At 38.6% G+C, this 17,305-nt stretch carries 17 protein-coding genes; 11 read left to right on the top strand and 6 right to left on the bottom strand.

The features are described 5' to 3' along the window. Positions 1-242 precede the first annotated feature (242 nt). The 9 genes from lacA (at position 243) to HT709_RS09205 (ending at position 8,253) form a co-directional block, all read left to right on the top strand. A complete protein-coding gene (lacA, locus tag HT709_RS09245; RefSeq protein ID WP_000029271.1) occupies positions 243-668 on the top strand; it encodes a galactose-6-phosphate isomerase subunit LacA in 426 nt (141 codons plus the stop codon). A 30-nt stretch (positions 669-698) separates the two neighbouring features. Then, on the top strand, positions 699-1,214 hold the full coding sequence (lacB, locus tag HT709_RS09240) for a galactose-6-phosphate isomerase subunit LacB (protein WP_138701402.1): 516 nt from the start codon (positions 699-701) through the stop codon (positions 1,212-1,214). Between the two features lie 10 nt (positions 1,215-1,224). Further along, a complete protein-coding gene (locus tag HT709_RS09235; RefSeq protein WP_172925703.1) occupies positions 1,225-2,154 on the top strand; it encodes a tagatose-6-phosphate kinase in 930 nt (309 codons plus the stop codon). A 1-nt stretch (position 2,155) separates the two neighbouring features. Continuing rightward, positions 2,156-3,136 (top strand): tagatose-bisphosphate aldolase, encoded by a 981-nt coding sequence (lacD, locus tag HT709_RS09230; protein ID WP_001229114.1) that lies wholly within the window; start codon positions 2,156-2,158, stop codon positions 3,134-3,136. Positions 3,137-3,370: 234 nt separating this feature from the next. Further along, entirely contained in the window at positions 3,371-4,207 is an 837-nt protein-coding gene (locus HT709_RS09225) for a transcription antiterminator (protein WP_054388487.1), read from the top strand. A 35-nt stretch (positions 4,208-4,242) separates the two neighbouring features. After that, on the top strand, positions 4,243-4,560 hold the full coding sequence (locus HT709_RS09220; protein WP_023936918.1) for a PTS lactose/cellobiose transporter subunit IIA: 318 nt from the start codon (positions 4,243-4,245) through the stop codon (positions 4,558-4,560). Further along, positions 4,560-6,251 carry a lactose-specific PTS transporter subunit EIIC gene (locus HT709_RS09215; protein WP_054388488.1) on the top strand — a complete coding sequence of 564 codons (1,692 nt, stop codon included), beginning with the start codon at positions 4,560-4,562 and terminating at the stop codon, positions 6,249-6,251. Before HT709_RS09220 ends, HT709_RS09215 begins: the two co-directional genes overlap by 1 nt. A 295-nt stretch (positions 6,252-6,546) precedes the next feature. Next, a complete protein-coding gene (gene lacG / locus HT709_RS09210) occupies positions 6,547-7,953 on the top strand; it encodes a 6-phospho-beta-galactosidase (RefSeq protein ID WP_023936914.1) in 1,407 nt (468 codons plus the stop codon). Positions 7,954-7,995: 42 nt separating this feature from the next. Further along, positions 7,996-8,253: a DUF3884 family protein gene (locus HT709_RS09205; RefSeq protein ID WP_023936912.1), complete on the top strand. Its 258-nt coding sequence runs from the start codon at positions 7,996-7,998 to the stop codon at positions 8,251-8,253. Positions 8,254-8,544: 291 nt separating this feature from the next. Here the strand turns inward: HT709_RS09205 and HT709_RS09200 are convergent, their stop codons facing one another. The 4 genes from HT709_RS09200 to nrdH form a co-directional block, all read right to left on the bottom strand. Next, positions 8,545-9,306 carry a DeoR/GlpR family DNA-binding transcription regulator gene (locus tag HT709_RS09200; RefSeq protein ID WP_000917570.1) on the bottom strand — a complete coding sequence of 254 codons (762 nt, stop codon included), beginning with the start codon at positions 9,304-9,306 and terminating at the stop codon, positions 8,545-8,547. 181 nt (positions 9,307-9,487) lie between these two features. Then, positions 9,488-10,450, bottom strand: coding sequence for a class 1b ribonucleoside-diphosphate reductase subunit beta (gene nrdF / locus HT709_RS09195; RefSeq protein ID WP_054393043.1), 963 nt, complete (start codon positions 10,448-10,450; stop codon positions 9,488-9,490). 187 nt (positions 10,451-10,637) lie between these two features. Beyond that, positions 10,638-12,797: a class 1b ribonucleoside-diphosphate reductase subunit alpha gene (gene nrdE / locus HT709_RS09190; protein WP_172925702.1), complete on the bottom strand. Its 2,160-nt coding sequence runs from the start codon at positions 12,795-12,797 to the stop codon at positions 10,638-10,640. An 80-nt stretch (positions 12,798-12,877) separates the two neighbouring features. After that, complete coding sequence (gene nrdH, locus HT709_RS09185; protein ID WP_000259242.1) at positions 12,878-13,096, bottom strand: glutaredoxin-like protein NrdH; 219 nt, start codon at positions 13,094-13,096, stop codon at positions 12,878-12,880. A 350-nt stretch (positions 13,097-13,446) separates the two neighbouring features. Here nrdH and HT709_RS09180 point away from each other — a divergent pair, with 350 nt between their 5' ends. Both HT709_RS09180 and ptsP read left to right on the top strand, forming a co-directional pair. After that, positions 13,447-13,710, top strand: a complete 264-nt coding sequence (locus HT709_RS09180) for a phosphocarrier protein HPr (protein ID WP_023933375.1) — start codon at positions 13,447-13,449, stop codon at positions 13,708-13,710. Positions 13,711-13,715: 5 nt separating this feature from the next. After that, positions 13,716-15,449, top strand: coding sequence for a phosphoenolpyruvate--protein phosphotransferase (gene ptsP, locus HT709_RS09175; RefSeq protein ID WP_100104523.1), 1,734 nt, complete (start codon positions 13,716-13,718; stop codon positions 15,447-15,449). A 233-nt stretch (positions 15,450-15,682) separates the two neighbouring features. On the opposite strand, the gene dhaQ is transcribed toward ptsP, so the two are convergent. Both dhaQ and dhaS read right to left on the bottom strand, forming a co-directional pair. Next, positions 15,683-16,672 (bottom strand): DhaKLM operon coactivator DhaQ, encoded by a 990-nt coding sequence (gene dhaQ / locus HT709_RS09170; protein WP_054393042.1) that lies wholly within the window; start codon positions 16,670-16,672, stop codon positions 15,683-15,685. Further along, positions 16,669-17,199 carry a dihydroxyacetone kinase transcriptional activator DhaS gene (gene dhaS, locus HT709_RS09165; protein WP_031233693.1) on the bottom strand — a complete coding sequence of 177 codons (531 nt, stop codon included), beginning with the start codon at positions 17,197-17,199 and terminating at the stop codon, positions 16,669-16,671. Before dhaS ends, dhaQ begins: the two co-directional genes overlap by 4 nt. Positions 17,200-17,305: the final 106 nt, after the last annotated feature.

The following is a 17,305-nucleotide window of genomic DNA, read 5'->3' as shown; positions in this document are numbered from 1 at the left end:
TTGTTATGACGCGCTTACGAAGAATGTTCGTCTCTTAGAAGCCAATCAGGTTGAAGAATTAGGGTTTGAGATAGAAGTTTTATAAAAAATCAAAAAAATAAACAACAAAAACAAACACAAACTATTGACTTTTTCAAACAATAGTAGTATATTATGTTTGTGAGGACTAATTGACTGTTTTTTAAAGACAGCCAATACACTGCTGGAATCCAGCCTAGAAAAAATAAAAAGGAGTATACAATATGTCTATTGTTATCGGTGCAGATGCTGCAGGTTTGAGATTGAAAGAAGTGGTGAAAGACTTCTTGGAAAAGGAAAACTTCCACCTTGTGGATGTTACAGCTGAAGGTCAAGACTTTGTTGATGTGACTCTCGCTGTTGCTGCAGAAGTAAACAAAGAAGAACAAAACCTTGGTATCGTGATTGATGCTTATGGAGCTGGTCCATTTATGGTCGCAACTAAGATCAAAGGAATGGTTGCTGCAGAAGTTTCTGACGAACGTTCAGCTTATATGACTCGTGGCCACAACAACTCTCGTATGATCACTATGGGTGCACAACTTGTTGGTGATGAATTGGCTAAAAATATCGCTAAAGGATTTGTTAACGGTAAATATGATGGTGGACGTCACCAAATTCGTGTCGACATGTTGAACAAAATGTGCTAATTAGATTATAGTAAGAAAGGTAAGTTAAAAATGAGAATTGCAATTGGATGTGACCACATCGTAACAGATGAAAAAATGGCGGTTTCAGAATTTTTGAAATCAAAAGGATATGAAGTTATTGACTTTGGTACCTATGACCATACACGTACTCACTACCCAATCTTTGGTAAAAAAGTAGGGGAAGCTGTAACTAGCGGTCAAGCTGATCTTGGGGTATGTATCTGTGGTACTGGTGTTGGTATCAACAACGCTGTAAATAAAGTTCCAGGTGTTCGTTCTGCCTTGGTTCGTGATATGACAACAGCCCTTTATGCTAAAGAGCAATTGAACGCTAACGTTATCGGTTTTGGTGGTAAGATTACTGGTGAATTGCTTATGTGTGATATCATCGAAGCTTTCATCCATGCTGAATACAAACCATCTGAAGAAAACAAGAAATTGATTGCGAAAATTGAACACCTTGAAAGTCACAATGCTCGACAAACAGACGCAAACTTCTTCACTGAATTCCTTGAAAAATGGGATCGCGGAGAATACCACGACTAAGAGGTGACCTATGATTTTAACAGTCACAATGAACCCATCCATTGATATTTCCTATCCCTTGGATGAGTTAAAGATTGATACTGTCAATCGTGTGGTGGATGTAACCAAAACGGCTGGTGGTAAGGGGCTCAATGTTACCCGAGTACTTTCAGAATTTGGCGATTCTGTTCTTGCTACTGGTTTAGTAGGTGGCAAACTTGGTGAGTTTTTGGTTGAACATATCGATGATCAAGTAAAGAAAGATTTCTTCTCAATTCAGGGGGAAACTCGTAACTGTATCGCTATTCTTCATGGAGATAACCAAACAGAAGTTCTTGAAAAAGGTCCTGAAGTATTAGAACAGGAAGGTCAAGACTTTTTGGAACATTTCAAAAAACTCTTGGAGTCAGTTGAAGTAGTCGCTATCTCAGGTAGTCTGCCAGCTGGCCTTCCAGTTGATTACTATGCGAGCTTGGTAGAACTTGCTAATCAAGCTGGCAAGCCTGTTGTTTTGGACTGCTCTGGTGCAGCACTTCAGGCGGTTCTTGAATCACCACATAAACCAACAGTCATCAAACCAAATAATGAGGAATTATCTCAGCTTCTTGGAAGAGAAGTTTCTGAGGATTTGGATGAATTAAAAGAAGTACTTCAAGAACCTTTGTTTGCAGGTATTGAATGGATTATCGTTTCACTTGGTGCCAATGGTGCCTTTGCCAAACATGGTGACACTTTCTACAAGGTAGATATTCCTAGAATTCAGGTAGTCAACCCTGTTGGCTCTGGAGACTCTACTGTGGCAGGAATTTCTTCAGGACTTCTTCACAAAGAATCGGATGCAGCATTACTCATCAAGGCAAATGTCCTTGGTATGCTCAATGCTCAAGAAAAAATGACTGGTCATGTCAACATGGCCAACTATCAAGCTCTATATGATCAATTAATAGTAAAAGAGGTATAAAATGGCTTTAACAGAACAAAAACGTGCACGCTTAGAAAAACTTTCTGATGAAAATGGTATCATCTCAGCTCTTGCATTTGACCAACGTGGTGCTTTGAAACGCCTCATGGCTCAACACCAAACAGAAGAACCAACTGTGGCTCAAATGGAAGAACTTAAAGTTTTGGTAGCAGATGAATTGACCAAATACGCTTCATCAATGCTTCTTGACCCTGAGTATGGACTTCCAGCAACTAAAGCTCTTGATGAAAAAGCTGGTCTTCTCCTTGCTTATGAAAAAACAGGTTATGACACAACAAGTACAAAACGTTTGCCAGACTGCTTGGATGTTTGGTCTGCAAAACGTATTAAAGAAGAAGGTGCAGATGCAGTTAAATTCTTGCTTTACTATGATGTAGATAGCTCAGACGAACTCAACCAAGAAAAACAAGCTTACATCGAACGTATCGGTTCTGAATGTGTGGCTGAAGATATCCCATTCTTCCTTGAAATCCTTGCTTACGATGAAAAAATTGCTGACGCAGGTTCAGTAGAATACGCGAAAGTAAAACCACACAAAGTTATTGGTGCTATGAAAGTTTTCTCAGACCCACGCTTTAACATTGATGTCTTGAAAGTAGAAGTTCCTGTTAACATTAAATATGTTGAAGGTTTCGCTGAAGGTGAAGTAGTTTATACACGTGAAGAAGCAGCAGCCTTCTTCAAAGCACAAGATGAAGCAACTAACTTGCCATACATCTACTTGAGTGCTGGTGTATCAGCTAAACTCTTCCAAGATACTCTTGTATTTGCCCATGAATCAGGTGCAAACTTTAACGGAGTTCTTTGTGGCCGTGCTACATGGGCTGGATCAGTTGAAGCATACATCAAAGATGGTGAAGCAGCAGCTCGTGAATGGCTTCGCACAACTGGTTTTGAAAACATTGACGAACTCAACAAAGTTCTTCAGACAACAGCGACTTCATGGAAAGAACGCGTGTAAGAAAGTCCTTCTAGTTTAGGAACATGAATCTAAAAAAATTTTTAAAAAAGCCACATGTAAGGGTTTACAAAATAACTTACTTGTGCTATACTTAAATCACAAGTTAATACAAGGTGAGTGTTACTAAGTAATATTAGGCATGATCACAGGTGAATTAGAAATCGGCTGATTTTCTAGTTCATTTGTGGTCATTTTTTATACTCATATACCTTTAATATATAAAAGGAGGTTGACATGTATCGAATTCTAAATCCAATGAATCACAATGTCTCGCTTGTCAGAAATGATAAGGGAGAAGAAGTGATTGTGATTGGTAAGGGGATTGCATTCGGAAAGAAGAAGGGAGATTTGATTGCTGAACAGCAGGTTGAGAAAATCTTTCGGATGAAGACCGAAGAGTCAAGAGAAAACTTTATGGCTCTCCTCAAAGATGTTCCGCTTGATTTTATCACAGTGACCTATGAAATCATTGATAAGCTATCAAAGAAACATCATTATCCGATTCAAGAGTATCTCTACGTAACCTTGACAGATCATATTTATTGTTCTTACCAAGCTCTAGCACAAGGAAGGTACAAGGATAGTAATCTGCCAGATATTTCCACTAAGTATCCTGTCGCTTTTCAAATCGCAAATGAAGCATTTGAAATTTACCGTCAGAAGTTAGCAGATCATTTTCCTGAGGATGAAATTATTCGGATTGCTTATCATTTCATTAATGCCGAAGGTGAAAATGAAGTGGAACTTGTGGAGTCGATTGATAAGAGGAAAGAAATTCTCAGGAATGTTGAGGAAGTTCTAAAGGAATATGCAATTCAACGAACCAAAGAGAATAATCATTTCTATGATCGCTTTATGATTCATTTGAATTATTTCTTGGATTATTTAGACAGATCTAGAGATGATAACCAATCACTTCTGGATATGGAAGATCATATTAAACAATCCTATCCAAAAGCCTTCGAGATTGGTTCCAAGATCTATGATGTGATTACGCAACATACGGGTCTTGATTTGTATAAAAGTGAACGAGTTTATCTAGTTCTACATATCCAACGTTTATTGTCATAAAAATTTATTTAAAACTATATAAGGAGAATTCTATCATGAATAGAGAAGAAGTAACATTGTTAGGTTTTGAAATCGTAGCCTATGCTGGCGATGCTCGTTCAAAACTATTGGAAGCCTTGAAGGCTGCTGAAGCTGGTGATTTTGCAAAAGCGGACGCTCTTGTAGAGGAAGCTGGTAGCTGTATTGCTGAGGCTCACCACGCGCAAACAAGTCTATTGACTAAGGAAGCAGCTGGCGAGGATTTGGCTTATAGTGTAACCATGATGCATGGCCAAGACCACTTGATGACAACTATCTTATTAAAAGATTTGATGCACCACTTAATCGAACTCTACAAGAGAGGAGTTAAATAATGAATAAACTAATTGCATTTATCGAGAAAGGAAAGCCTTTCTTTGAGAAACTATCTCGTAATATCTATCTTCGTGCTATTCGTGATGGTTTCATTGCAGGTATGCCTGTTATTCTCTTCTCAAGTATCTTTATCTTAATTGCCTTTGTACCAAACTCATGGGGCTTTAAATGGTCTGATGAAGTTGTAGCTTTTCTGATGAAACCTTACAGCTATTCTATGGGTATTCTGGCTCTCTTGGTAGCTGGTACAACAGCTAAATCTTTGACTGACTCAGTCAATCGAAGCATGGAGAAAACCAATCAAATCAACTATATGTCAACATTGTTAGCAGCAATTGTTGGTTTGTTGATGTTGGCAGCTGATCCTATCGAAAATGGTCTAGCTACTGGATTCTTGGGGACAAAAGGTTTGCTTTCAGCCTTCCTTGCTGCCTTTGTTACCGTAGCCATCTATAAGGTTTGTGTTAAAAACAACGTCACTATTCGTATGCCTGACGAAGTTCCACCAAATATCTCACAAGTCTTTAAAGATGTGATTCCATTCACTCTCTCAGTTGTTTCACTTTATGCTCTTGATTTACTAGCTCGTCATTTTGTTGGTTCTAGTGTGGCAGAATCAATCGGTAAATTCTTTGCTCCACTCTTCTCTGCAGCTGATGGTTATCTAGGTATTACCATTATCTTTGGTGCCTTTGCCTTCTTCTGGTTTGTTGGGATTCATGGTCCATCTATCGTTGAACCTGCTATCGCAGCTATTACCTATGCCAATGCCGAAGTCAATTTGAACCTTCTCCAACAAGGTATGCACGCTGACAAGATTCTTACTTCTGGTACACAAATGTTTATCGTTACCATGGGTGGTACAGGTGCGACACTAGTTGTTCCATTCATGTTCATGTGGTTAACAAAATCTAAACGTAACCGTGCAATCGGACGTGCTTCAGTAGTTCCAACTTTCTTTGGTGTAAATGAACCAATCTTGTTTGGTGCACCACTTGTATTAAATCCAATCTTCTTCATTCCATTTATCTTTGCTCCAATCGCAAACGTTTGGATTTTCAAATTCTTTATTGAAACTCTTGGAATGAACTCATTCACTGCTAATCTACCATGGACAACTCCAGCTCCACTAGGTCTAGTTCTTGGAACTAGCTTCCAAGTGCTATCATTCATTCTTGCTGCCCTTCTAATCGTGGTTGACGTTGTCATTTACTATCCATTCCTTAAGGTCTATGATGAACAAATTCTTGAAGAAGAACGTTCAGGTAAGTCTAATGATGAATTGAAAGAAAAAGTTGCTGCAAACTTCAACACTGCAAAAGCGGATGCTATTCTTGAAAAAGCGGGTGTAGAAGCAGCACAAAATACAATCACTAAAGAAACAAATGTCCTCGTTCTCTGTGCAGGTGGAGGAACAAGTGGTCTCCTTGCAAATGCTTTGAATAAGGCAGCAGCAGAATACAATGTCCCTGTGAAAGCAGCAGCAGGCGGCTATGGTGCTCACCGTGAAATGTTGCCAGAGTTTGATTTGGTTATCCTTGCCCCTCAAGTTGCTTCAAACTTTGAAGATATGAAAGCAGAAACAGATAAGCTCGGTATTAAACTAGCGAAAACAGAAGGCGCTCAATACATCAAATTAACTCGTGATGGAAAAGGTGCCCTAGCATTCGTACAAGCGCAATTCGATTAAGGCTAGGGACTGTGAAACAGTCTCCTATCCTTACGGAAATCGCTATGGCGAATTTCCTAATCGCCTTGTTAATTCGTCGGTAAAAAGATATCGTTTTTACCTCCTCATGTCACAATTCGATTAAGGCTAGGAACTGTGAAACAGTCTCCTATCCTTACGGAAATCGCTATGGCGAATTTCCTAATCGCCTTATTAATTCGGTGACTTGGTACAAGAAGTGAGATGGAAAAGGATGGCTCACTGACTCCCCTCCTCTCACTTTTACTTTATTTAAATCAAGAAATAGGTGAAAAAAATGACAAAAACACTTCCAAAAGACTTTATTTTTGGTGGCGCAACAGCTGCCTATCAAGCAGAAGGTGCTACACATACTGATGGTAAAGGACCAGTAGCGTGGGATAAATATCTTGAAGATAACTACTGGTACACTGCAGAACCAGCCAGTGATTTTTACAATCGATACCCAGTTGACCTTAAGCTAGCAGAAGAGTATGGTGTCAATGGTATTCGAATTTCTATTGCTTGGTCACGTATTTTCCCAACCGGTTACGGTCAAGTAAATCAAAAGGGTGTTGAGTATTATCATAATCTATTTGCAGAATGTCACAAACGTCACGTTGAACCTTTTGTAACTCTCCATCACTTTGACACGCCAGAAGCTCTCCACTCAAATGGAGACTTCTTAAACCGTGAAAATATTGAACACTTTGTAGACTACGCAGCCTTCTGTTTTGAAGAATTTCCAGAAGTAAACTATTGGACAACCTTTAATGAAATTGGGCCAATTGGTGATGGTCAATACTTGGTTGGTAAATTCCCTCCAGGTATTCAGTACGACCTTGCCAAAGTTTTCCAATCGCACCACAATATGATGGTTTCTCATGCACGCGCTGTGAAACTATATAAAGATAAAGGATATAAAGGTGAAATTGGTGTTGTTCACGCTCTGCCAACTAAGTATCCTTTGGATCCTAAAAATCCAGCAGATGTTCGTGCAGCTGAGTTGGAAGATATTATTCACAATAAATTTATCTTGGATGCAACTTATCTAGGTCGCTATTCAGCTGAAACGATGGAAGGTGTCAACCATATCTTATCAGTCAATGGTGGTAGCTTGGATCTTCGTGAAGAAGATTTTACAGCATTAGAAGCAGCAAAAGACTTGAATGATTTTCTAGGCATCAACTACTATATGAGTGATTGGATGGAAGCATTTGATGGAGAAACTGAAATTATCCATAATGGTAAGGGTGAGAAAGGAAGCTCTAAATACCAAATCAAAGGTGTTGGTCGTCGTGTAGCTCCTGACTATGTACCACGTACGGATTGGGATTGGATTATCTACCCTCAAGGTTTGTATGACCAAATCATGCGCGTGAAGAAAGATTATCCGAACTACAAGAAGATTTACATCACTGAAAATGGTCTTGGATATAAAGATGAGTTCGTTGATAACACTGTTTACGATGATGGCCGTATTGATTATGTGAAACAACACTTAGAGGTCTTGTCTGATGCGATTGCAGATGGAGCTAATGTAAAAGGTTACTTCATTTGGTCATTGATGGACGTCTTCTCATGGTCAAACGGTTATGAAAAACGTTACGGTCTCTTCTATGTAGACTTTGAAACTCAAGAACGTTATCCTAAGAAATCAGCTCACTGGTACAAGAAAGTAGCGGAAAGTCAGATTATAGACTAGTAGAATGAGTCATTAGATATAGAATTCTAGTGAGGCAAAAAGATGTTCAAAGATTTTATCCAATCTATTTATGAAAAAGTTTATATTATCAATTTTGATAAATGTTCTCAAATACCTTGTTTGACTAATGAGGAGCTGAAAAAACTTGGAAAATGGTATGTCTCTACCGGTAAAGAATGGATTTGCCATTCAGACTATGAGCTAGAAGAATTTAAAAATTTGTTTTTAAATTTTATCAATCCTGAAGAACGGGATACTATCTCCTTTGATTCAGATTTTATGCCGTTTCAACAATCATAAGCAATTTCCAAAAAAGTTAAATCTTATATCTAGTACTCTGCAAAACTCTTATCTAATCACGTTGCTTATACTCAATGAAAATCAAAGAGCAACTTTAAACTAGGAAGCGAGTCGCAGATTTCTCAATGCATAGCTTTGAGGTGGCAGATAAAGCAATTGGGCAAAAAGTCTTTGATACAGAAAAACGCATAATATCAGGTGTTGAAAAACCTTGATACTATGCGTTTTATTGTGGGAAGATTTACTTTTTTTCTTCTGAAATTGAGTTGTTACTCAGGCTCTTTCAGTTTATTAAGGCTTGATGACTTTAATGTGTTTAGATAGCTTAAAAAGGATTGAATCACTTAGTTTAGAATCTGAAACAATAGTATCAAGATTTGATACATTATAAAAAGTATAAAAATCAAACTTATTGAACTTACTATGATCTGCGAGTAAATATTTTTTATTAGAATTATTTAAAGCGATGCGTTGAGCCTCTCCCTCTTCCTCGCTAAAAGTAGCTAGAGCTCCGTTTTGAATACCATTACAGCTAACGAAAGCTTTAGAAAATTGGAGATTAGAGAGATTTTGTAGGGTCAATGTGCCAACAAAAGCACCTGTAATATCGCGATAATTTCCACCTATCAAAATCAAATCTGTTAATTTTCGTTCGCTTAAAATCAGAAAAACAGGTAGACTGTTGGTTACGACGCGGATATTGTCAATAGGCAACTCACGCGCAAAAAACTCTAATGTTGTTCCTGGTCCAATGAAAATAGTTTCTCTTTCTTCTACTAGACTGCCTGCAAAATGGGCTATTTCTTGTTTTTCTGCCGTTTGGAGGGCTTGTTTTTCAATATTTGATCGCTCATTAGTCAAAAGGGAGTTGGTTCGAAGTTTTTCAGCTCCACCATGCACACGAATCAGCAAATCTTTATCAGCTAATTCCTGTAAATAGCGCCTTGCAGTCATATCTGAAACGGCTATTTCGTCCATAATCTGTTTAACCGTTATGGTTCCTTTACTATTTACTATCTCTAAAATTTTGGCTAATTTTTCTTGTTTGAGCATATTATCACCTCGTTTCCTACTACTATCTTACCATAAACTAGCTCATCATTCAAATACAAAAACAACAAAATGAAACAAAAACAAAAATATCGAAGTTTGTTTTCAAAACTTTCGATATTTTTGTTGGGTTATAACTTTGATGTTTCTAGTTTACTTTTTGATGATTGAGAGTGATGGAGAATTAGTCTAAACCGTAGTTATAGTCATCATCTTGCATGGCTTCAACTTCACCAAGGAGGTAACCATTTCCGACTTGAGAGAAGAAGTCGTGGTTAGATGTTCCTGTTGAAATACCGTTCATAACGATTGGGTTGACATCTTCAGCCGAGTCTGGGAAGAGTGGATCTTGTCCCAGATTCATGAGAGCCTTGTTAGCATTGTAACGAAGGAAGGTTTTAACTTCTTCCGTCCAACCAACACCGTCATAGAGGCTCTCTGTGTAGCCTTCTTCATTTTCATAAAGAGTATAGAGTAAGTCGTACATCCATTCTTTTAGCTTTTCTTGCTCTTCTTCAGGTAATTCATTGAAACCAAGTTGGAATTTGTAACCAATGTAGGTTCCGTGAACAGATTCATCACGAATAATCAATTTGATGATTTCCGCAACGTTGGCAAGTTTGTTGTTACCAAGATAGTAGAGGGGAGTGAAGAAACCTGAATAGAAGAGGAAGGTTTCTAGGAAAACGCTAGCAACTTTCTTTTCAAGTGGGCTACCGTTTAGGTAGATTTCGTTGACAATCTCAGCCTTCTTTTGTAGGTAAGGATTGGTATTGGTCCATTCGAAAATTTCTTCGATCTCAGCCTTAGTATTTAAGGTAGAAAAGATTGAAGAGTAAGATTTAGCGTGAACAGATTCCATAAATTGGATGTTATTGAAAACAGCTTCCTCATGTGGTGTACGGATGTCTGCGCGAAGGGCTTGAACCCCAGTTTCAGATTGCATAGTGTCAAGAAGGGTTAAACCACCAAAAACTTTTCCGACCAAGTCTTTCTCTTTGTTAGATAGCTTTCTCCAGTCATCCAAGTCGTTTGATAAGGGAATACGTGTATCGAGCCAAAATTGCTCCGTCAGTTTTTCCCAAGTTGATTTGTCGATGACATCTTCGATGGCATTCCAGTTAATGGCTTTGTAGTAAGTTTCCATTTAAAATCTCTTTCTGTATTTAGTATTGCGAACTCACAATTATTTCTACTTTACCATAATTCTATAGGAGTATCGCACAAAAAGTCGGAAGCCCGACTTTTAAAATGTTACATAAATTATGTTATGACATAGTAGATTTGATTTTATCAGTGCTGCTTAGGGAAAAATAATGTTTCTATGCTAGAAACTAAATCACACAGCTTTCACATTGGTTGGCGCCGACTTCTCCACCGTCATCTGTAAAGGTACGGACGTAGTAGATAGACTTGATTCCCTTGTTAAAGGCATAGTTACGAAGGATGGACAAATCACGTGTCGTTTGTTTATTTTCCCTCTTCCATTCGTAAAGGCCTTTTGGAATGTCACTGCGCATGAAGAGGGTGAGTGAAAGTCCTTGATCCACGTGTTCAGTCGCAGCAGCGTAAACATCGATGACTTTACGCATATCCATATCGTAGGCAGAAGTGTAGTAAGGAATGGTTTCTGTAGATAAGCCAGCAGCAGGGTAGTAGATTTTACCAATTTTCTTCTCTTGGCGTTCTTCGATACGTTGCGTAATCGGGTGGATAGAAGCAGAAACGTCGTTGATATAGCTGATAGAACCATTTGGCGCTACAGCAAGGCGATTTTGGTGGTAAAGACCATCTGCTTGAACCTTGTCGCGAAGTTCAGCCCAGTCAGCAGCACTCGGGATAAAGACGTCTTTGAAGAGTTCTTTAACACGGTCTGATGTTGGAACAAATTCACCAGTTACATACTTGTCAAAGTAACTTCCCTTAGCATAGTCTGATTTTTCAAAGTTGTGGAAGGTAATACCACGTTCACGCGCGATATTGTTTGACTCAACTAAAGTCCAGTAGTTCATAAGCATAAAGTAGATGCCTGTAAATTCAACAGACTCAGGCGATCCATATTCAATCAGTTGTTGTGCAAGGTAGCTGTGAAGTCCCATGGCACCAAGACCAAAGGTATGAGCTTGGCTATTTCCATGGTCAATAGTTGGTACAGCTACGATGTGTGAACTATCTGTAACGAAAGTTAAAGCACGAACCATAGCACGGATTGAGCGACCAAAGTCAGGTGAAGTCATCATGTTGACCACGTTGGTTGAACCAAGGTTACATGAAACATCCGTCCCCATTTGAAGGAATTCTTGAGCATCGTTGATCAAGCTTGGTTCTTGGACTTGAAGAATCTCAGAACACAAGTTACTCATGATAATCTTTCCATCAACAGGATTTGCACGGTTAGCCGTATCAATGTTGACGACATAAGGGTAGCCAGACTCTTGTTGTAATTTAGAGATTTCAGTTTCCAAATCACGCGCCTTGATTTTTGTCTTGCGAATATTTGGATTTGCGACCAATTCATCGTATTTTTCAGTAATGTCGATGTAGTTGAATGGCATATTGTATTCTTTTTCTACAGAGTAAGGGCTGAAGAGGTACATTTCTTCATTTTTACGAGCCAATTCGTAGAATTTATCTGGTACTACAACACCAAGTGATAGGGTTTTGACACGAACTTTTTCATCGGCGTTTTCTTTCTTAGTTGAAAGGAAGGCGATGATGTCTGGGTGAAAGACGTTGAGGTAGACAACACCGGCACCTTGACGTTGCCCCAATTGGTTGGAGTAAGAGAAGCTGTCTTCAAAAAGCTTCATAACTGGAACGACCCCAGAAGCTGCTCCTTCATACCCTTTAATAGGAGAACCAGCTTCACGAAGGTTGCTGAGGGTAATTCCCACACCACCACCAATACGTGAAAGTTGAAGAGCCGAGTTGATAGAACGTCCGATAGAGTTCATATCATCAGTTACTTGGATCAGGAAGCAAGATACTAACTCCCCACGACGAGCACGACCTGCGTTCAAAAAGGAAGGAGTAGCAGGTTGGTAGCGTTGGTGGATGATTTCATTGGCAATATCGATTGCAACAGCTTCATTCCCATCAGCGAAATAAAGGGCGTTAAAGAAGACACGGTCTTCCATGCTTTCAAGATAGTATTCACCGTCGTTAGTTTTCAAAGCATATTGATTGTAAAACTTATAAGCTGCCATGAAAGACTTGAATTGGAAATTTTGGTCTTTGATAAATTGAGCCAATTCTTCCAAGAACTCTGGACGGTATTTCTTGATAAAGGCTGTTTCGATGTAGTTGTGGTCAATGAGGTAGTTGATTTTATCTTTAATTGAATCAAAAACCATAGTGTTTGGAACGACATTTTCTTTAAAGAAGGCATCCAAGGCTTCCTTATCTTTATGAAGCATGATTTGTCCATTAACAGGACGGTTGATTTCGTTATTGAGACGGAAGTAAGTCACGTCTTCAAGATGTTTTAATCCCATAAAATTTCCCTTATCTAATTACAAAAGAAAGGCCTCTAAGTTAGCCCTAGAAGCAGTTTCTTCTGGATGATGTACTAAGATTATGCTAATTGTTTCAGTTTTCCTGGTTGGAAACCTGAAAAGACTTCAGTTGGTGTTTGAATAATAGGAGCTGCGCTAAAACCGAGTTCTTTGACTTGATCGATGTACTCAGGCTGCTCATCAAGATTGATTTCTTTATATTCAACGTTATTACTGTCCAAGAAACGCTTGGTCATTTTACATTGGACACAATTGTTTTTAGAATAAACGGTTACCATTGTGTAACTCCTCTTCAAAATTTAATACTATCTTAGTATATCAGAAAATAAAATTTTGTCAATGATTTGAACTAAATATAGTGGTCTATTTTTCTAGTCAAGCTCACAAAACACAATATGTAGTGTTTGTTTTATAAAACAGCAATGATTATCCTATAAATCGTTTTTAAAGAAACTATATCCTGTGTTTTGTTATATAGGATAGAAGATTTTCAGCAAGTTATCTGAAAGGAAATTGAAGGAAAATCCAGAAAATGCTTGAAAAAAATCCTAGAAGATGGTATAATACCAAACTGTAAGGGTTATCACATATAACTCAAAAAAAGAAAGAACAAAAGGAGAGTCAAACTATGGCTTCTAAAGATTTCCACGTAGTGGCAGAAACAGGTATTCACGCACGTCCAGCAACATTGTTGGTGCAAACTGCTAGCAAATTTGCTTCAGATATCACTCTTGAATACAAAGGTAAATCAGTTAACCTTAAATCAATTATGGGTGTTATGAGTCTTGGTGTTGGCCAAGGTGCTGACGTAACTATCTCAGCTGAAGGTGCAGATGCAGATAACGCCATCGCTGCAATCTCAGAAACAATGGAAAAAGAAGGATTGGCATAAGGGAAATGACAGAAATGCTTAAAGGAATCGCAGCATCTGACGGTGTTGCAGTTGCAAAAGCATATCTACTCGTTCAACCGGATTTGTCATTCGAGACTGTTTCAGTCGAAGATACAAACGCAGAAGAGGCTCGTTTGGATGTTGCTCTTGAAGCTTCTCAAAACGAGCTTTCTCTTATCCGCGAGAAAGCTGTAGGTACGCTTGGTGAAGAAGCGGCTCAAGTTTTTGACGCTCATTTGATGGTTCTTTCTGACCCAGAATTGATTGGTCAGATTAAAGAAACAATTCGTGCTAAGAAAGTCAATGCAGAAGCAGGTCTGAAAGAAGTGACTGATATGTTCATCACTATCTTTGAAGGCATGGAAGACAACCCATACATGCAAGAACGTGCAGCGGATATCCGCGACGTGACAAAACGTGTATTGGCAAACCTTCTTGGTAAGAAATTGCCAAACCCAGCTTCTATCAATGAAGAAGTAATCGTGATTGCACATGACTTAACACCATCTGATACAGCTCAATTGGACAAAAACTTTGTAAAAGCTTTTGTAACAAACATCGGTGGACGTACAAGCCACTCAGCTATCATGGCACGTACACTTGAAATTGCAGCTGTATTGGGAACAAATAACATCACTGAAATCGTCAAAGACGGTGATATCCTTGCCGTTAACGGAATTACTGGTGAAGTGATTATCAACCCAACAGATGAACAAGCGGCAGAATTTAAAGCAGCTGGTGAAGCTTATGCTAAACAAAAAGCTGAATGGGCACTTTTGAAAGATGCTCAAACAGTGACTGCTGACGGTAAACACTTCGAGTTGGCAGCTAACATCGGTACTCCAAAAGACGTGGAAGGTGTTAACAACAACGGTGCAGAAGCTGTTGGACTTTACCGTACAGAGTTCTTGTACATGGATTCTCAAGACTTCCCAACAGAAGATGAGCAGTATGAAGCGTATAAGGCTGTTCTTGAGGGAATGAATGGTAAACCAGTGGTTGTTCGTACAATGGATATTGGTGGAGATAAGGAACTTCCTTACTTCGATATGCCACACGAAATGAACCCATTCCTTGGATTCCGTGCCCTTCGTATCTCTATTTCTGAAACTGGAGATGCAATGTTCCGTACACAAATCCGTGCCCTTCTTCGTGCTTCTGTTCATGGTCAATTGCGTATCATGTTCCCAATGGTTGCCCTCTTGAAAGAATTCCGTGCAGCTAAAGCAGTTTATGAAGAAGAAAAAACAAATCTTCTTGCTGAAGGAGTTGCAGTTGCGGATGACATCCAAGTTGGTATCATGATTGAAATTCCTGCAGCAGCTATGCTTGCAGACCAATTTGCTAAAGAAGTTGACTTCTTCTCAATTGGTACAAACGACTTGATCCAATACACAATGGCGGCAGACCGTATGAACGAGCAAGTTTCATACCTTTACCAACCATATAACCCATCAATCCTTCGATTGATCAATAACGTTATCAAGGCAGCTCACGCTGAAGGTAAATGGGCTGGTATGTGTGGTGAGATGGCTGGTGACCAAACAGCTGTTCCACTGCTTGTCGGAATGGGCTTGGATGAGTTCTCTATGTCAGCAACATCTGTCCTTCGTACACGTAGCTTGATGAAGAAATTGGATACTACTAAGATGGAAGAGTACGCTAACCGTGCCCTTACAGAGTGTTCAACAATGGAAGAAGTTCTTGAACTTCAAAAAGAATACGTTAATTTTGATTAATGTGATTAACCTTGTAACCTAGTTGCAAGGTTTTTTGGGCGCATTTTGGAAAAGTATGGTCTAATACTCTTTCAAAATCTCTTCAAACCACGTCAGCGTCGCCTTAACGTAGATATGCTCACTGACTTCGTCAGTCTNNCTAGTTTCCTAGTTTGCTCCTTGATTTTCATTGAGTATAAGATAAAAGCAAAGGTCTAACAAGTGATGTAGCCCTTTTGAGTTATACAAGCAAATTACCATGAAAAAGCTGTTGTTGGAGCATTGAGCGCTTCTAACCATTGTTTATTTTTCGCAGGGCAAAGAGTTACGGATATACCTGCCATATCCAGACTGGTCATAAATGTTCCTGATTTTATAAATGTAATAGTGATTCCTTCAATTTCTAAGAGTTGAAGGAGATCATTGATAAATATACCCATTTCTAAGTTGCTGGTAGTGCCTAGATTATTTACAAGCAATATAAATTGATCACCCTTTTTCCAATGATAGTGCAATCTTAATTTACTTATAATTTCATTTGCAAGGATTTCCGATGATTGGAATGGGACTATACGATAGCCTTCTTCGCCATGTATCCCAATACCATAAGAAATATTTCCTTCTTCCAAGTTAAATAGTGGAAGGGTGGCTTGGGGGAGACTAGCTGATTTCGTTGCAAAGCCAATTGTTGCGATTTCGGTAGCAAGTTCATAACCTAAATTAGTTAGTTGCTCGATGTCAGCACCGTTCTGAGCCGCATATCCTAGGATTTTATGAAGTAAAATAGTCCCTGCAAGCCCTCTTCCTCTAATTTGAAATCTATTGTGAGGTTCAATAGAAATATCGTCGTGTGCTAGACTATAGCCGACCTTAATTCCTTCTTGTCTAGCAGTATTAATGGCCCAGCTAAATTCTTTGATGTCTGCTTCGAAATTTTTTACAATGATGAAGACACCGTGACCATTGTTTAAAAAACGAATGGACTCTAAGATTTCAGTTCTTGTAGGAGGAGTAAATAATTGGCCATAGATAGCAGCAGTAAGCATTCCTTTTCCCACATATCCAATATGAGCGGGTTCGTGACCGGAACCTCCACCCGACAATATTGGAACCTGATGAGGATTGCGATTTTTTTGATAGACTAGTGGTAAAGTAGGGTGTTTTTCTAATTCAGGATGACTGCTGACAGTTGCTGAAATGTAACTTGAAATAATTTTCTGTTTATGATTTGAAATAAATGTCATTGTGGCCTCTTTCCAATAATTGTCATGATGAGATAGTCTGGTTGTGGAACTGGACTTTTTTTATTGACGCAAGCCTTCACGATTTCTGCTAGAGCATGTGAGTGATAATCTAGCAAAAAACAAGTATAAGCAGATGAATCGCTATCAATCTGACCATATTCTCTTAAAATTTTTGATACAAGCAAGCGACAGTAGCTGATAAAGTGGTCATAGAAGTTATTTTGCCCTTGAATATCAAAAAGTTGAATATAAAAGTCACGCTCTTGTTCGAAATAAAAAAATAATTCTTGTAATAGTTTTTGGCCTGAAATGAAGTCCAAGTTATTGGTGATATACTCGGTTAAGTCATTTTCAAATATCCAGTCTAGCAGTTCATATTTGTCAAGAAAGTGATTATAAAAGGTCTGTCTACGAATGCCAGCTGATTCCATGATATCTACAATAGAGATTTTATCAAATTCTCTAGTAGCTAATAGGTCTCTAAATGCCTTGGCAATCCGTTTTTTTGTAATAAGTGATGATGCCATAGGAAACCTTTCTTTTACTTCCTTCATTTTACCAAAAAAATGTTTTAAACGGGTTTAAAAGGGGACAAATAATAGAATCTGTCCCTTATCATCCAGCGATAAAAAA

Origin of the sequence: Streptococcus sp. 1343, assembly GCF_013277355.1 — a bacterium.
Lineage (GTDB): Bacteria > Bacillota > Bacilli > Lactobacillales > Streptococcaceae > Streptococcus > Streptococcus pseudopneumoniae.
Note: the sequence above shows the minus strand (reverse complement) of the source record. Positions and strands in the feature narration are given on the sequence as shown.

Excerpts from the sequence above, each read along its gene's own strand:
- nrdE (WP_172925702.1), bottom strand. The coding sequence starts at position 12,797 with ATGGGATTAAAACATCTTGAAGACGTGACTTACTTCCGTCTCAATAAC.
- HT709_RS09220 (WP_023936918.1), top strand. The coding sequence starts at position 4,243 with ATGAATAGAGAAGAAGTAACATTGTTAGGTTTTGAAATCGTAGCCTAT.
- ptsP (WP_100104523.1), top strand. The coding sequence starts at position 13,716 with ATGACAGAAATGCTTAAAGGAATCGCAGCATCTGACGGTGTTGCAGTT.
- nrdH (WP_000259242.1), bottom strand. The coding sequence starts at position 13,096 with ATGGTAACCGTTTATTCTAAAAACAATTGTGTCCAATGTAAAATGACC.
- HT709_RS09205 (WP_023936912.1), top strand. The coding sequence starts at position 7,996 with ATGTTCAAAGATTTTATCCAATCTATTTATGAAAAAGTTTATATTATC.
- dhaQ (WP_054393042.1), bottom strand. The coding sequence starts at position 16,672 with ATGACATTTATTTCAAATCATAAACAGAAAATTATTTCAAGTTACATT.
- HT709_RS09225 (WP_054388487.1), top strand. The coding sequence starts at position 3,371 with ATGTATCGAATTCTAAATCCAATGAATCACAATGTCTCGCTTGTCAGA.
- HT709_RS09180 (WP_023933375.1), top strand. The coding sequence starts at position 13,447 with ATGGCTTCTAAAGATTTCCACGTAGTGGCAGAAACAGGTATTCACGCA.
- HT709_RS09200 (WP_000917570.1), bottom strand. The coding sequence starts at position 9,306 with ATGCTCAAACAAGAAAAATTAGCCAAAATTTTAGAGATAGTAAATAGT.
- dhaS (WP_031233693.1), bottom strand. The coding sequence starts at position 17,199 with ATGGCATCATCACTTATTACAAAAAAACGGATTGCCAAGGCATTTAGA.
- HT709_RS09235 (WP_172925703.1), top strand. The coding sequence starts at position 1,225 with ATGATTTTAACAGTCACAATGAACCCATCCATTGATATTTCCTATCCC.
- lacD (WP_001229114.1), top strand. The coding sequence starts at position 2,156 with ATGGCTTTAACAGAACAAAAACGTGCACGCTTAGAAAAACTTTCTGAT.
- lacG (WP_023936914.1), top strand. The coding sequence starts at position 6,547 with ATGACAAAAACACTTCCAAAAGACTTTATTTTTGGTGGCGCAACAGCT.
- lacA (WP_000029271.1), top strand. The coding sequence starts at position 243 with ATGTCTATTGTTATCGGTGCAGATGCTGCAGGTTTGAGATTGAAAGAA.
- lacB (WP_138701402.1), top strand. The coding sequence starts at position 699 with ATGAGAATTGCAATTGGATGTGACCACATCGTAACAGATGAAAAAATG.
- nrdF (WP_054393043.1), bottom strand. The coding sequence starts at position 10,450 with ATGGAAACTTACTACAAAGCCATTAACTGGAATGCCATCGAAGATGTC.
- HT709_RS09215 (WP_054388488.1), top strand. The coding sequence starts at position 4,560 with ATGAATAAACTAATTGCATTTATCGAGAAAGGAAAGCCTTTCTTTGAG.